The organism is Denitratisoma sp. (assembly GCA_032027165.1).
Lineage (GTDB): Bacteria > Pseudomonadota > Gammaproteobacteria > Burkholderiales > Rhodocyclaceae > Desulfobacillus.
In genome coordinates, this window is the sequence record JAVSMO010000001.1 from 1036453 (window position 1) to 1050899 (window position 14447).

At 67.1% G+C, this 14447-nt stretch carries 17 protein-coding genes; 7 read left to right on the top strand and 10 right to left on the bottom strand.

Going from position 1 to position 14447, the window contains the following annotated elements:
* The first annotated feature begins 141 nt into the window (after window positions 1-141).
* Window positions 142-915, top strand: a complete 774-nt coding sequence (locus ROZ00_05065; protein ID MDT3735574.1) for a DNA adenine methylase — start codon at window positions 142-144, stop codon at window positions 913-915.
* A gap of 837 nt (window positions 916-1752) precedes the next feature.
* Here the strand turns inward: ROZ00_05065 and ROZ00_05070 are convergent.
* From ROZ00_05070 to ROZ00_05110, 9 genes are all read right to left on the bottom strand, one after another.
* Window positions 1753-2250: a hypothetical protein gene (locus tag ROZ00_05070; protein MDT3735575.1), complete on the bottom strand. Its 498-nt coding sequence runs from the start codon at window positions 2248-2250 to the stop codon at window positions 1753-1755.
* Between the two features lie 175 nt (window positions 2251-2425).
* Window positions 2426-3124: an SDR family NAD(P)-dependent oxidoreductase gene (locus tag ROZ00_05075; GenBank protein ID MDT3735576.1), complete on the bottom strand. Its 699-nt coding sequence runs from the start codon at window positions 3122-3124 to the stop codon at window positions 2426-2428.
* Entirely contained in the window at window positions 3121-3372 is a 252-nt protein-coding gene (locus tag ROZ00_05080; GenBank protein ID MDT3735577.1) for a hypothetical protein, read from the bottom strand. Before ROZ00_05080 ends, ROZ00_05075 begins: the two co-directional genes overlap by 4 nt.
* A gap of 142 nt (window positions 3373-3514) precedes the next feature.
* Window positions 3515-4702, bottom strand: a complete 1188-nt coding sequence (locus ROZ00_05085; GenBank protein ID MDT3735578.1) for an acyl-CoA dehydrogenase — start codon at window positions 4700-4702, stop codon at window positions 3515-3517.
* A gap of 21 nt (window positions 4703-4723) precedes the next feature.
* Entirely contained in the window at window positions 4724-5470 is a 747-nt protein-coding gene (fabG, locus tag ROZ00_05090; GenBank protein MDT3735579.1) for a 3-oxoacyl-ACP reductase FabG, read from the bottom strand.
* A 34-nt stretch (window positions 5471-5504) separates the two neighbouring features.
* On the bottom strand, window positions 5505-6014 hold the full coding sequence (locus ROZ00_05095; protein MDT3735580.1) for an L-2-amino-thiazoline-4-carboxylic acid hydrolase: 510 nt from the start codon (window positions 6012-6014) through the stop codon (window positions 5505-5507).
* Window positions 6011-6199, bottom strand: coding sequence for a hypothetical protein (locus ROZ00_05100; protein MDT3735581.1), 189 nt, complete (start codon window positions 6197-6199; stop codon window positions 6011-6013). Before ROZ00_05100 ends, ROZ00_05095 begins: the two co-directional genes overlap by 4 nt.
* On the bottom strand, window positions 6196-6663 hold the full coding sequence (locus ROZ00_05105; protein MDT3735582.1) for a hypothetical protein: 468 nt from the start codon (window positions 6661-6663) through the stop codon (window positions 6196-6198). The genes ROZ00_05100 and ROZ00_05105 overlap by 4 nt, the downstream gene beginning before the upstream one ends.
* A gap of 1 nt (window position 6664) precedes the next feature.
* Entirely contained in the window at window positions 6665-7012 is a 348-nt protein-coding gene (locus ROZ00_05110; protein ID MDT3735583.1) for a hypothetical protein, read from the bottom strand.
* Window positions 7013-7178: 166 nt separating this feature from the next.
* Here ROZ00_05110 and meaB point away from each other — a divergent pair, with 166 nt between their 5' ends.
* Window positions 7179-8291, top strand: coding sequence for a methylmalonyl Co-A mutase-associated GTPase MeaB (gene meaB / locus ROZ00_05115; GenBank protein ID MDT3735584.1), 1113 nt, complete (start codon window positions 7179-7181; stop codon window positions 8289-8291).
* Between the two features lie 129 nt (window positions 8292-8420).
* Here meaB and ROZ00_05120 read toward each other — a convergent pair whose 3' ends face one another.
* Window positions 8421-8606: a hypothetical protein gene (locus tag ROZ00_05120; GenBank protein MDT3735585.1), complete on the bottom strand. Its 186-nt coding sequence runs from the start codon at window positions 8604-8606 to the stop codon at window positions 8421-8423.
* Between ROZ00_05120 and ROZ00_05125 the strand changes: the two genes are divergently transcribed.
* From ROZ00_05125 to ROZ00_05145, 5 genes are all read left to right on the top strand, one after another.
* Window positions 8584-9051 carry a (2Fe-2S)-binding protein gene (locus ROZ00_05125; protein ID MDT3735586.1) on the top strand — a complete coding sequence of 156 codons (468 nt, stop codon included), beginning with the start codon at window positions 8584-8586 and terminating at the stop codon, window positions 9049-9051. The genes ROZ00_05120 and ROZ00_05125 overlap by 23 nt on opposite strands.
* A gap of 3 nt (window positions 9052-9054) precedes the next feature.
* On the top strand, window positions 9055-11427 hold the full coding sequence (locus tag ROZ00_05130) for a xanthine dehydrogenase family protein molybdopterin-binding subunit (protein ID MDT3735587.1): 2373 nt from the start codon (window positions 9055-9057) through the stop codon (window positions 11425-11427).
* Window positions 11428-11442: 15 nt separating this feature from the next.
* A complete protein-coding gene (locus ROZ00_05135; GenBank protein ID MDT3735588.1) occupies window positions 11443-12243 on the top strand; it encodes a xanthine dehydrogenase family protein subunit M in 801 nt (266 codons plus the stop codon).
* A gap of 70 nt (window positions 12244-12313) precedes the next feature.
* On the top strand, window positions 12314-13219 hold the full coding sequence (locus ROZ00_05140; GenBank protein ID MDT3735589.1) for a MoxR family ATPase: 906 nt from the start codon (window positions 12314-12316) through the stop codon (window positions 13217-13219).
* Complete coding sequence (locus ROZ00_05145; protein ID MDT3735590.1) at window positions 13216-14445, top strand: VWA domain-containing protein; 1230 nt, start codon at window positions 13216-13218, stop codon at window positions 14443-14445. The genes ROZ00_05140 and ROZ00_05145 overlap by 4 nt, the downstream gene beginning before the upstream one ends.
* Window positions 14446-14447 lie beyond the last annotated feature (2 nt).

The following is a 14447-nucleotide window of genomic DNA, read 5'->3' on the forward strand; positions in this document are numbered from 1 at the left end:
AAGAAGAAGACGGTGCGACCGCGCAGGGTGTTGGCGCACCCGGCGCGGCCACCTCCCGCAGAACAGGCTGCGTTCGGCCGAGGCACCGCCACCGTCGCGACGGCGGGCCGAAGGCTATCACGATTGGAGCCTGTGTAACACATGAAGCCTAGCCCACTTGTCCCCTGGATCGGCGGCAAAAGCCGTCTCGCCAAGCGCATCCTGTCCATCTTCCCCGAGCATTCCTGCTACGTCGAGGCCTTCGCCGGCGGCGCCGCCCTCTACTTCCGCAAGGAGCCCGTCGATGCGGAGATCCTCAACGACATCAACGGCGACCTCGTCAATCTTTACCGCGTCGTGCAGCACCACCTGGAGGAGTTCATCCGACAGTTCAAGTGGGCCCTGGTGAGCCGGCAGATGTACGGATGGCTCAACGCCACGCGTCCCGAGACGCTCACCGACGTGCAGCGCGCCGCGCGCTTCTACTACCTGCAGAAGGCCGGCTTCGGCGGCAAGGTCGAAGGCCGCACCTTCGGCACCGCCACCACCACGCCGCCCAGGATCAACCTCCTGCGCATCGAGGAGGAGCTGTCCCAGGCCCACCTGCGCCTGGCGCGCACGACGATCGAGCATCTGCCCTGGGCGGACTGCATCGCGCGCTACGACCGGCCCCACACGCTCTTCTACTGCGACCCGCCCTACTGGGGCACCGAGGGCTACGGCGTCGGCTTCGGCCTCGATGAGTACTCCCGCATGGCCGAGCTGGCGCGCACCATCCAGGGCAGGATGGTGATCAGCGTCAACGACATCCCCGAGATGCGCCGCGCCTTCAAGGGCCTGACGATCGACACCGCCGAGATCCGCTACTCGGTCGGCGGCGCCGGCCGCTCCAAGGCCAAGAGCGGCGAGCTGATCATCACCAACTTCCCCCGCTGACCCTGTCCCACCCGCCCGGGCCGCCAGGCCCGGGCACCCCCCATCTTCGTCCACCACCCACGACCAACCCCATAAAAGGGGCACCTCCACCCCCCAGCGCGCGGTCGGGACCCCGCCCCGCCTGCCCGCTTTATGGCCAGCGAAGTGTGCAGATGCACGAAATGCGACTAGCGGCGCCAGTACAGGCCTCGGCGAGCAGCCAGAGCAGCTTGAAAGGCATGCAGAACCATGCGGCGTAGGTATGCGGGATGGCCGTGGCCACGTCAATGTGTGTGGGACGGCCTGTTATCAGTTCGATGATCGGAAAAAGGTAATCTCGGTCACACGCTTTGGGAAAGTTGTCTAACTACCTGATTATCAATGAGAATGGCGGTTACCTCTGAAAGGTAATTTGAGGTAATTAAAAAGGTAATCTTTTGCAACTAATTGATATTAAGTGGGTTATTTTTTGGAGAAATGACACTTCGAAATGGTAATGAGGTTACATAAAAGTTACCCTAAAGTTACTCTTATTTATATGTCGTATCGCTAGTATTGGCGCGGCTTGCGCGGCTGTTTTCAAAAAATGTTACCGAGATTACCTTTTTCCGATGGCCCCACCATTTTGAACTTCGCGCCCGCTATGCGTGCGCGGGCACGCGCACGTGTAGATTCCTGCGCGGATCTCGATCGACAGACTAGTGGGGGCCGGCCATGGCGGCCGGCGTGGGGTAATGTCAGGCGGCGCGCCTGGACGCGCCTAGAACCCGAAGATGGGGAATTTGGTGGGATAGCCGTGGGGACGCCAAACAACAAAACCACCCGCATGGGTGGTTTTTTGTTTTCTGCCGCCTTCGGTTACATATTGCCCAGGTCCTGGAGCGCGTCGACGACCATGCCGGTGCCGATCGCGATCAGGAGAATGTCCGCCGCCACGCGGACGTAACGGTGACGCGGCGGCGGCGGGCCGAGTTCGACGACGAGGGCCGGGGGCAGATCGTAGAAGATCACGCCGCGCGGCAGCGGCTGGCCGATCGCCCATTTCTTCGCTTGGCCGGGCGGCAGGCAGCCGTTGTTTTTCTTCGCCAGGCCGGGCGGGCAGTGGCCGGTACGAAAGCGCTCGGCGTAGTAGCCGCTGGCTACCGTACGGTGACGGTCCGCGAAATAGACGCCAGCCGCGGGTGTCAGCCTTTCATGGCGCGCCGGCGTCTGCTTCTCCCTGGCTGCGCGCTCGGGCTTGCCGTTCTTGCCACTGCCGGCCCAGGCCGGCTTGTCGGCGAGCGCGCTGCCGCCTACCAGGATTACGGTGATGGCCACGGCCAGCGCGCGGCCCGCATGCAGTGCTGGGTGTCGCATGATCTGTCCTCCTCGACGAAGTGGATGAACCGCCCGCCGGCGCGAGCCGGACAGGGGCGTCAGACAGCCTGTTTATCGTTGTTTGAGTTACGTGGCACCGGACTGTTGCAGCGGCGCACGGAGCGGGTAGCGAAGGTACTGCAGGACTAAACTACCACATTTGCCGGGACTGGCGTTATTCGACCGTCAGCGGCTTGCCGTTGTGGCGCGGGCCGAGCGCGAGCAGGAAGGGCACTGCCTGCCGCGCCCATTCCTCCGGGCGGGGGTAGCCGGCGGCGCCGTTGCCGAAGCAGCTGCGCAGCATGGCCGTGTCGATGATGCCCGGATTGAGCGGCACGGCGGTCAGGCCGGCCGGCAGTTCCTGCGCCAGCGCGCGCGTCAGGCCTTCGATGGCCCATTTCGTGGCGCAGTAGGGCGCCACCTCGGCGTCGACGGCGCGGCCCCAGCCGGAGCTGAAGTTCACGATGACTCCCTTGCCGGCCTTGACCATCGCCGGCACGAAGTGGCGGAGGACGTTGGCAGTGCCCTTGATGTTGACGTCGATGACCGAGTCGAATTCCTGGGCCGGCACTTTCCACAGCGGCGCGTTGCGGTTCATCAGGGCGGCGTTGTTGATGAGCAGATCGGGTGCGCCGTGGGAGGCCAGCACGTCTTTCGCCCAGGCCTTCACCGCCGCGTCGTCGGCAATGTCGACGACGTCGAAGCGATGCGGCGCGCCGAGTTGCGCCTGCAGGGCCTCCATGGGTTTGTGGCTGCGGCCGCAGCCGATCACGACATGGCCGTGACGGGCGAATTCCTCGGCCATGGCATGGCCGAGGCCGCGGCTGACGCCGGTGATCAGCACCCGCCGCGGCGCGGACTTGCGGGTCGTCATGGCGACGGCTTGTCGCGGTCGGGCAGGGGACGGGCCTCTCGCTCGACCTCGGTGTATTCCCCCTCGAGGATGACGGCTTCGCCGGATGTGCGCTCGGGAGGCTTGCCCCCCAACAGGCGGCGCAGGGCGCCGAGGGCCAGCGCGACGAGGGCGATCAGCAGGGCCAGCCACCAGGCGACGAAGACGGCGACCAGCACGGCGGCGAGAATGGCCGTAATGATGAGCCAGCGGAAGACTTGTCCAATCATTGCAGGTTCGTGTTTTGATCCGGAACGGAAGAATAGCGCGGCTGTGGCGCCGTGTCGCGGGGACTGACTTTCATGGGGAGAAAAAAGCCGGCGCAAGCCGGCTTTTTCATGGATTCCCGCTTGCGCGGGAATGACGAGACGCTCAGCCGCCGAAGGCCGGGATGCCGGTCTGGGCGCGGCCGAGGATGAGGGCGTGGATGTCGTGGGTGCCCTCGTAGGTGTTCACCACCTCCAGGTTCACCATGTGGCGGATCACGCCGAACTCGTCGGAGATGCCGTTGCCGCCGAGCATGTCGCGCGCCATGCGCGCCACGTCGAGCGCCTTGCCGCAGGAGTTGCGCTTCATGATCGAGGTGATCTCGACCGAGGCGACGCCCTCGTCCTTCATGCGGCCGAGGCGCAGGCAGCCCTGCAGGCCGAGCGTGATCTCGGTCTGCATGTCGGCGAGCTTCTTCTGGATCAACTGGTTGGCGGCGAGCGGGCGGCCGAACTGCTTGCGGTCGAGCACGTACTGGCGGGCGCGGAACCAGCAGTCCTCCGCCGCGCCGAGCGCGCCCCAGGCGATGCCGTAGCGGGCGGAGTTGAGGCAGGTGAACGGCCCCTTCAGGCCCTGCACGCCGGGCATCAGGTTCTCTTCCGGCACGAACACCTCGTCCATGACGATCTCGCCGGTGATCGAGGCGCGCAGGCCGACCTTGCCGTGGATGGCGGGGGCGGAGAGGCCCTTCCAGCCCTTCTCGAGGATGAAGCCGCGGATGATGCCGTCCTCGGTCTTCGCCCAGACGACGAAGACGTCGGCGATGGGCGAGTTGGAAATCCACATCTTCGAGCCGGAGAGCGAATAGCCGCCCTTCACCTGTTTGGCGCGGGTGACCATGCTGCCGGGGTCGGAGCCGTGGTTCGGTTCGGTCAGGCCGAAGCAGCCGATCCATTCGCCGGTGGCGAGCTTGGGCAGGTACTTCTTCTTCTGCGCCTCGGTGCCGAACTCGTTGATCGGCACCATGACAAGGGAGGACTGCACGCTCATCATCGAGCGGTAGCCGGAGTCGACGCGCTCGACTTCGCGGGCGATCAGGCCGTAGCAGACGTAGTTGAGGCCGGCGCCGCCGTACTCGGCGGGGATGGTCGGCCCGAGCAGGCCCAGCTCGCCCATCTCGCGGAAGATGGCGGGGTCGGTGGTCTCGTTGCGGAAGGCGTCCTGGATGCGCGGCAGCAGCTTGTCCTGGCAGTACTGCTGGGCGGTGTCGCGCACCATGCGTTCCTCCTCGGTGAGCTGCAGGTCGAGGAGGAGGGGGTCGTCCCACTTGAAGGAGGCTTTGGCTTTGTTCATGGCGATGTCCGTGTTGAAAAATTAGCGAATGGTCAGTCCGCCGTCGACGGCGAGGATCTGTCCGGTGATGTAGCTCGCCCAGTCGGAGGCGAGGAAGACGAAGGCCGGCGCCACTTCGTACGGCTCGGCCCAGCGGCCGAGCGGGATACGCTCGAGGTACTTGTCCTTGAAGCGGTCGTCGGTGCGGATCACCTCGGTCATCGGCGTCGCCGCCCCCGGGGCGATGGCGTTCACCGTGATGCCGTGGCGGCCGAGCTCCTTGGCCGCCGACTTGGTCATGCCGGCGATGGCGGCCTTGGCGGCGCTGTAGTTGATCTGGCCGATGGTGCCGAGCAGGCCCGCCGTCGAGGTGACGTTGATGATGCGGCCGGATTTGCGCTCGATCATGCCGTTCACCACCGCCTGCAGGCAGTAGAAGCTGCCGTTCATGTGCACGTCGATGACCTGCTGCCACTGCTCCGGCGTCATCTTGTGCAGCATGGCGGTGCGCGTGATGCCGGCGTTGTTCACCAGGATGTCGACGCGGCCCCATTCGGCGGTGACGTCGGCGGCCATGCGGTTGACCGATTCGCGCTCGGCGACGTTGCAGGCGAAACCCTTGGCCTGTCCGCCGGCGAGGCGGATGTCGGCGGCGACGTCGTCGGCGGCCTTGGCATTCATGTCGATTACGGCGACCTTTGCCCCTTCTTGGGCGTAGGCCTGCGCGATGGCGGCGCCGATGCCCTGTCCGGCGCCGGTGACGATTGCAACCTTGTCTTTCAGAAACATGTGGTGCCCGACCTCCCTGGTTATCTCTCTCCGCTCAACCGATCAGCGTGAAGCGCCGCGTGCAGGTGTCGCCGCCCCGCGGAAGCTGACTTTCCGTGACCACGCGCACCTTCGGCGAGATGGTCTGCGCCGCCACCTGGAACCAGCGGTCGCAGCCCTCGCCGCACTGGTTCGACAGGCCGGCGGCGCGGAAGGAATCCATCCACGGGCAGGCGGTGTGCACCACCAGCACGTCCTTGCCGTCCTTGTTCATGTGCGCCGTCTCGCCCATGACGTCGCTGGCGCGCTGCATGGTGAAGGCGATCTGCTCCAGATCCTCCGGCTTGCCGCCGCGCTTCAAATACATCTCTCCTGTGCCGACGCCGACGTTCTCCCAGAAGGCGAGTTCCATCTCCTTCGCCGCCGCCTCGCCATGTTTGTCCTTCACCGACTTGCGCCAGGCATGGAAGAAGTCGTGGGTGATGCGGATCATCGACTGCCAGTCGCGCTCCTTGCGGGCCAGCGCCTTCTCCAGGTCGGCGCCGCTCTTTTCCGTCGTGCTCATGCCGGTTTCCCCTTTTCGTTCTGCCGCGCGGCGAAATCCGCCAGCGCCTGTTTGAATTCCGCCTCCATCTGCGGCGTCACTTCGGCGCCGCACTCGTAGCAGGTGTTGGTCATGCGGTCGAACCAGCGGCAGCCGCACTGGTCGCAGGCCAGTTCCGGGGCGCCGGCCGGGTTGAAGAAGATCATCGACAGGCTCCCAGGAAGGCCAGGCCGAGGGTGTCGAGGAATTCCTCGTAGCCGGCGTCCTGCAGTTCGTATTTCGTGCGCATGACGAAAAACATGATGTTGCCGGCGCGGATCTGTCGCTTCATCAGCGACAGCGTGTCGTCGCCGATGTTGTTTCGCAGCCTGTCCAGCGCCTCGGCGTCGGCGACGAAGAGCAGATCCACTTTCGCATCCTGGAAGCCGCGGTAGGGCACGACTTCTGCGTGCATGCCGCCCGGCACGACCTCCCAGCGCAGCATTTCGCCGGCGCCCTCGGCGGCCATCAGGCCGGCGACGTGCTTGCCCGGCTGGATGCCCGAGCCTTCCTTCGGCACGATGGCGACGCTGGAGCCGGGCACCATCTCGGTGAACAGCTCCTCGTGGCGGTCCAGCATGGCCTGCCATTCATCGAGTTCGCCGAATACGCTTGTCGTCGCTACGCTCATGTCAGTGCTTGGGAAACACCAGTCCAAGGTCCTCGACGAACTCGGCCAGCCCTGCCTCTTCGAGTTCGTCCATGGTTTTCAGCATATACGGATGCAGGCGGCCTTGCCGGACCAATGCCGGCAGGGGCGCCCAGCCGTCTTCGCGCAGGGCCGCCAGCGCCGCATCGTCGGCCACCAGCAGGACGGCCACGTCGTCGCCGGCCGCTCCGTTATACTCGCGGAGGTCGGCTCGGCAGCCGCCGTCGTCGCGGCGCCAGAGGAGCAGGGTGCCGCGGCGCGCGGCGAAATCCTCACGCCGCAGCAAGCCGATCGAGGCCGTCGACATCGGCATGCCTTCGCGATCCAGCATGGATTGCCAGCCTGCACGATTGAAGAAACCGTCTTCCATCGAAGCCCATGACGCCAAGTCAGGTAACAGTTGGTTATATAGCATGATAAGATCAAAAACTGCAACGTACTGCATCAAGAAATCTATAAATGCACAATAATGCAGAATGTTTGGCGAGGAGAAAACGATGAAGCCGGCTACGGGGATTGACTTGGCGGCGGTTCTGAAGCGTTCCCGTCCGGCTCTGGCACGGGCCATCACCCTGCTGGAAAACGATCGTCCTGGCGCGGCGGAACTGATGGCCGAACTGGCGCCGCGCTGCGGCCGCGCCCACGTCGTCGGCGTCACCGGGGCACCCGGCGCCGGCAAGTCCACCCTCATCAACGCCCTGATCGGGAAACTCACGCAGCGCGGGCGCAGCGTCGCCGTCGTCGCCGTCGATCCCTCCAGCCCGATCAGCGGCGGCTCCATCCTCGGCGACCGCCTGCGCATGGACGAGCACGGCAGTCGCGACGACGTCTTCATCCGCTCGGTGTCCTCGCGCGGCCACCTCGGCGGCCTGTCGAAGACGACCGGCCGCGTCATCGACGTCTTCGACGCCGTCGGCTACGACGTGGTGATCGTCGAGACGGTCGGCGCCGGCCAGTCGGAAGTGGAGATCCGCCATTTCGCCGACACGAACATCGTCGTCTGTCCGCCCGGGCTGGGCGACGACGTGCAGGCCATCAAGGCCGGCATCATCGAGATCGCCGACCTGCTGGTGGTGAACAAGGCCGACCTGCCGCAGGCCGAGCGCACCGTGCTCGACCTCACCACGGCCACACACCTGCGCCACCGCACCGACTGGAAGGTGAGGGTGCTGAAGACCGTGGCGACCAGCGGCGATGGCGTCGCCGCGCTGGTCGACGCCATCGGCGAGCACGCCGCCGCCACCGGCATCGGCAAGCGACTGAAGCATGCGCCGTCCGGGCCGGCGCCGCAGGCGACGGACGAAGAACTCTTCGTCCAATTGCGCCGCTGGCGCGCCGCCGGCAAGGGCGTCGCGCTCGCCACCGTGGTGAAGACTTGGGGCTCCTCGCCGCGGCCGGAGGGCAGCCATCTCGCGGTCGAGGAGGGCGGCGCCTTCGTCGGCTCGGTCTCCGGCGGCTGCATCGAGGGCGCCGTCATCGGCGAGGCGCAAGCCGCCATCGCCGACGGCCGGCCGCGCCTGCTCGAGTTCGGCGTCTCCGACGAGCGCGCTTGGGAAGTCGGCCTCGCCTGCGGCGGCCGCGTGCAGGTGTTCGTCGAGCGCGTCGGCTGAAGGCACGGCTGCGCAGGCTTCTGCTTCATCAAATCCGCTTCTCTCCAATACCCGGACCGCTGATCAGGGATTGCCGCGCAGCAGCATCGGAAAAACTGCGCGTCCCGATGACATTTCGCTAAAGGAAGATTAAGCTTCAATAATGCGGAATGTGCAGTTCCCTTCCGCTGCTTCAGCCATGCCCTGCCGTGCAAGGATGTCAGCCCCGCAGGCAGCGCGTTGCCAGGTTTCCGTTGCACGCAGCATCGTCAGTCCTAAAGTCGGCATATCAATTAAAAAAGAGGAGACAAAAATGAACGTGAAGCTGTCACTCAAGGTGAACGGCAAGGCGGTGGAGGCGGACGTCGATCCGCGCACGCTCCTTGTGCAGTTCCTGCGCGACCACCTGCACCTGACCGGCACCCACGTCGGCTGCGACACCGGCCAGTGCGGCGCCTGCACCATCCATCTCAACGGGCGCGCCGTGAAGTCCTGCAACCTGCTGGCGCTGCAGGCGCAAGGCGCCGAGGTGACCACCATCGAGGGGCTTGCCGCGCCGAACGGCGACATGCATCCGATGCAGGCCGCCTTCAAGGAGTGCCACGGCCTGCAGTGCGGCTTCTGCACGCCGGGCATGGTGATGAGCGCCACCGCGCTGCTCAAGGACAATCCCAAGCCCACCGAAGAACAGATCCGCGCCGGTCTCGACGGCAACTTCTGCCGCTGCACCGGCTACCACAACATCGTCAAGGCGGTGCAGACCTGCGCCGGCGGGAGGTAGGCCATGGGTGCGAACATTCCGAACGGCATCGGCGCCTCGCCGCGGCGCAAGGAGGATCAGCGCTTCCTTACCGGCGCCGGCAACTACACCGACGACATCAACATTCAGGGCCAGACCTACGCCTATTTCCTGCGCTCGCCGCATGCGCACGCCGCCATCAGAAAGATCGACACCAGGGCCGCGGCCGCCGCGCCCGGCGTGGTGGCCATCTTCACCGGCGCCGACCTCGCCGAGGCCAAGGTGGGCGGCCTGCCCTGCGGCTGGCTGATCACCGACGTCAACGGCCAGCCGATGAAGGAGCCGCCGCACCCATTGCTCGCCCAGGGCAAGGCGAACCACGTCGGCGACCAGGTCGCGGTGGTCATTGCCGAGACCTACCTGCAGGCCAAGGACGCGGCGGAGCTGATCGAGGTCGACTACGACGTGCTCGACGCCGTCGCCGACGTCGCCACGGCGACGCAGCCCGGCAAGCCGCAGGTGCACGACATCGCGCCGAACAACACCTGCTACGTCTGGGGCCACGGCGACAAGGCCGCCGTGGACAAGGCCTTCGCCGGCGCGGCGCACGTCACGACGCTGGAGTTCCGCAACAACCGGCTGATCCCCAACGCCATCGAGCCGCGCGCCGCCGTGGCGCAGTACTCGCGCAGCGAGGACGCCTACACGCTCCACGTCGCCAACCAGAACCCGCACGTCGAGCGCCTGCTGATGACCGCCTTCGTCCTCGGCCTGCCCGAGCACAAGGTGCGCGTCATCGCCCCCGACGTCGGCGGCGGCTTCGGCTCGAAGATCTTCCTCTATGCCGAGGAGACCGTCATCACCTGGGCGGCCAAGCGCGTGAACCGGCCGATCAAGTGGACCTGCGAGCGGTCCGAGTCCTTCATGTCCGACGCCCACGGCCGCGACCACGCCACCAAGGCCGAGCTGGCGCTGGACAAGGACGGCAAGTTCCTGGCGATGCGCGTGAAGACCGCCGCCAACCTCGGCGCCTACCTGTCCACCTTCGCCTCCTCGGTGCCGACCATCCTTTACGCCACGCTGCTTGCCGGGCAGTACACCACGCCGGCGATCTACGCCGAGGTCACCGGGGTGTTCACCAATACCGTGCCGGTGGACGCCTACCGCGGCGCCGGGCGGCCCGAGGCGACCTTCGTCGTCGAGCGGCTGGTGTCGAAGGCGGCGCTGGAGATGGGCATCGACCAGGCCGAGATCCGCCGCCGCAACTTCATCAGGAATTTCCCCTATGCGACGCCGGTCGGCCTCACCTACGATACCGGCAACTACGAGGCGACGCTGGCCGCGGCGATCAGGATCGCCGACGTCGCCGGCTTCCCGGCGCGGCGCGAGGAGGCGAAGAAGCGCGGCAAGCTGCGCGGGATCGGCTACTCGTGCTACATCGAGGCCTGCGGCCTGGCGCCGTCGAACATTGCCGGCGCCCTCGGGGCGCGCGCCGGCCTGTTCGAAGCCGGCGAGATCCGCGTGCACCCGACCGGCTCGGTCACGGTGTTCACCGGTTCGCACAGCCACGGCCAGGGCCACGAAACGACTTTCGCCCAGGTGGTGGCCGAACGCCTCGGCATTCCCTTCGAGAACGTCGATGTGGTGCACGGCGACACCGGCCGCATACCCTTCGGCATGGGCACGTACGGCTCGCGTTCGCTGGCCGTCGGCGGCACGGCGATCATGAAGGCCATCGACAAGGTGGTCGCCAAGGGCAAGAAGATCGCCGCCCACCTGCTCGAGGCCGCCGACAGCGACATCGTCTTCGAGAACGGCAACTTCAAGGTCGCCGGCACCGACAAGCAGGTCGCCTTCGGCCAGGTCGCCTTCGCCGCCTACGTGCCGCACAACTATCCGCTCGACAAGCTGGAGCCCGGCCTCAACGAGACGGCCTTCTACGATCCGACCAACTTCACCTATCCGGCCGGCAGCCACATCTGCGAGGTCGAGGTGGATCCCGAGACCGGCGTCACCCGGGTGGCGAACTACGTCGCTTCCGACGACTTCGGCAACATCATCAACCCGATGATCGTCGAAGGGCAGGTGCACGGCGGACTGGCGCAGGGCATCGGCCAGGCGCTGCTGGAGCAGGCGGTATACGACTACGAGACCGGCCAGCTGCTCTCCGGCAGCTACACCGACTACGCCATGCCGCGCGCCGACGACGTGCCGAGCTTCAAGGTGGACACGCAGGTGACGCCCTGCACGCACAATCCGCTCGGCGTCAAGGGCTGCGGCGAGGCGGGCGCCATCGGCTCCCCGCCGGCGGTGATCAGCGCCATCATCGACGCCCTCAAGGACCTCGGCGTCAAGGAAGTGCCGATGCCGGCGACGCCCTACCGCGTCTGGCAAGCCATCCAGTCCGCCCGCGCCTGAAAGGAGGAGAACGCCATGTATGCATTCCAATACCACCGTCCGGGCAGTCTCAATGAAGCCGCGACCCTGCTCGGCAAGCTCGGCGACGGCAAGGCGCTGGCCGGCGGCCAGACCCTGATCGCTGCCATGAAGCTGCGCCTCGCCCAGCCCTCCGACCTCGTCGACCTCGGCGGCATCGCCGAACTGTCCGGCATCCGGGCCGATGGAGACAATTTGGTGATCGGCGCCACGACGCGCCACGCCGACGTTGCCGCTTCCGCCGACGTCGGGAAGCGCATCCCGGCGCTGGCGCATCTGGCCGGCGGCATCGGCGACCGGCAGGTGCGCGCGGTCGGCACCCTCGGCGGTTCGATCGCCAACAACGATCCGGCCGCCGACTATCCGGCCGGCGTGCTCGGCCTCGGCGCCACCATCGTCACCACGCAGCGCAGCCTCGGCGCGGACGAATTCTTCACCGGCATGTACGAGACGGCGCTCAAGCCCGGCGAGCTGATCAAGTCGCTCAGCTTCCCGGTGCCGAAGCGGGCGGGCTACGCCAAGTTCGCCAATCCGGCTTCGCGCTTCGCCCTGATCGGCGTCTTCGTCAGCCAGGCCGCCAACGGCGCCGTGCGCGTCGCGGTGACCGGCGCCGGCAACGGCGTGTTCCGTTCGGCCGAGCTGGAGAAGGCGCTGGCGGCGAGCTTCACGCCCGACGCGGCGGGTGCGGTCAAGGTTCCGGCGAGCAACTGCAACGGCGACATCCACGCCAGCGCCGAGTACCGCGCGCACCTGGTGTCGGTGATGGCCAAGCGGGCTGTTGCGGCGGCGCTGGGCTGAGATATAGTCGGGCAAGCAGCGGGAAGGGCGCCGCGGGCGCCCTTCCTCATTTTTACGAACGGACATTCTCGTGCCACAGACCATCGACGAACTGCAACAGCGCCTCGCCGGGGCGGATTACATCGCCTCGCGCGGGCTCGCCACGGCCGCCTTCCTGGCGCTGCGCATGGGCCGCCCGCTGCTGCTCGAAGGCGAAGCGGGCACCGGCAAGACCGAGATCGCCAAGGTATTGGCCGCCACGCTGGGCCGCCCACTCATCCGCCTGCAGTGCTACGAGGGCCTCGACCTGGCCTCGGCGGTGTACGAATGGAACTACCCGCGCCAGATGATCGAAATCCGCCTGGCCGAGGCGACCGGCAAAGCCACGCGGGAGCAGCTCGCCGCCGACATCTTCGCCGAGCGCTTCCTCATCCGCCGGCCGCTGCTGCAGGCGCTGGAAGGCGACCCTGCCGCGCCGCCGGTGCTGCTCATCGACGAACTGGACCGCACCGACGAGCCCTTCGAGGCCTACCTGCTCGAGGTTCTGTCGGATTTCCAGGTGTCGATCCCCGAGCTCGGCACCATCAAGGCGGCGGCGCCGCCCGTCGTCATCCTGACGTCCAACCGCACCCGCGAAATCCACGACGCGGTGAAGCGCCGCTGCCTCTATCACTGGGTCGACTACCCCGATGCCGTCCGCGAGCTGGAGATCGTGCGGCGCAAGGCGCCCGGCGCCGCCGAACGGCTGTCGCGCGAGATCGTCGGTTTCGTGCAGACGCTGCGCGGCCAGGATCTGTTCAAGCTGCCGGGCGTGGCGGAGACCATCGACTGGACGCGCTCCCTGATGGAGCTCGACCGCATCTGCCTCGACCCCGAGACCATCAACGACACGCTCGGCGTGCTGCTCAAATACCAGGACGACATCGCCCGCATCAAGGGCAGCGAGGCGGCTTCCATCCTGGCGCAGGTGCAGGCCGAGCTTTCCGCGGCGCCATGAGCCTGTTGCGGATGCCGGCCGCCAAGGGCGGCCGCCTCGCCGAGAACGTCATGCACTTCGCCCGCGTGCTGCGCACCGCCGGCATGCCGGTGGGGACGCACCAGGTGCTGGCGGCGCTCGATGCGCTGAAATTCGCCGGCATCGGCCGCCGCGAGGACTTCTACTGGACGCTGGCCAGCGTCTTCGTCGACCGCCGCGAGCAGCGCGAACTCTTCGACCAGGCCTTCCACATGTTCTGGCGCGACCCGGATCTGCTCGGCCGCATCATGCACATGATGCTGCCCAAGGTCGAAGGCCTGCCGGCCGAGCGCGACAAGGCGCATCACCGCCTGCAGGAGGCCTTCGGCCGCGGCGCCCCCGAGACGCCGAAGCTCGAACAGCAGCCCGAGCAGGAAATCGAGATCGACGCCTTCCTCAGCTTCTCGTCGCGCGAGCTCCTGCAGCAGATGGATTTCGAATCGATGACCACCGCCGAGCTGGCGGCGGCGAAGCGGCTCCTGGCGCGCCTTCAACTGCCCTTGCGCGAAGTGCGCACGCGGCGTCTGGCGCCGGATGCGCGCGGCCGGCGCATCGACCGGCGCGCCACGCTGAAGGCGGCCATCGCCGCGCACGGCGACGTGATCCCGCTGCGCCGCGCCACGCCGCGCAGCGTGCCGCCGCCGCTGGTGATCCTGGTCGACATCTCCGGCTCGATGAGCCGCCATGCGCGCATGTTCCTGCATTTCGTGCACGCCCTTGCGAACAATGCGAACCCGGCCCGCCGCCGCGTCTCGGTGCTGCTTTTCGGCACGCGGCTGACGTCCATCACGCGCGAGCTGCGCCAGCGCGACGTCGACGTGGCGCTCGACCGCGTCTCGGCGCGGGTCAAGGACTGGGCCGGCGGCACGCGCATCGGCGCCTGCCTGCACGACTTCAACCGCCTCTGGTCGCGCCGGCTGCTGGGCCAGAACGCCTGCGTGCTGCTGCTCTCCGACGGCCTCGACCGCGAGGGCGGCGAGGGGCTGGCGGCCGAGATGGAGCGCCTGCACAAGTCCTGCCGCCAGTTGATCTGGCTCAATCCGCTGCTGCGCTACGAAGGCTTCGAGGCGCGCGCCGCCGGCATCGTCGCCATGCGGCCGCACGTCGACCTGTTCCTGCCGGCGCACAACCTGGACAGCCTGGCCGACCTCGGCCGGGTCCTCGCCATGCCGCCCGCGATGCGCCGCCTGGAGCCGCGCGCCGCCTGATC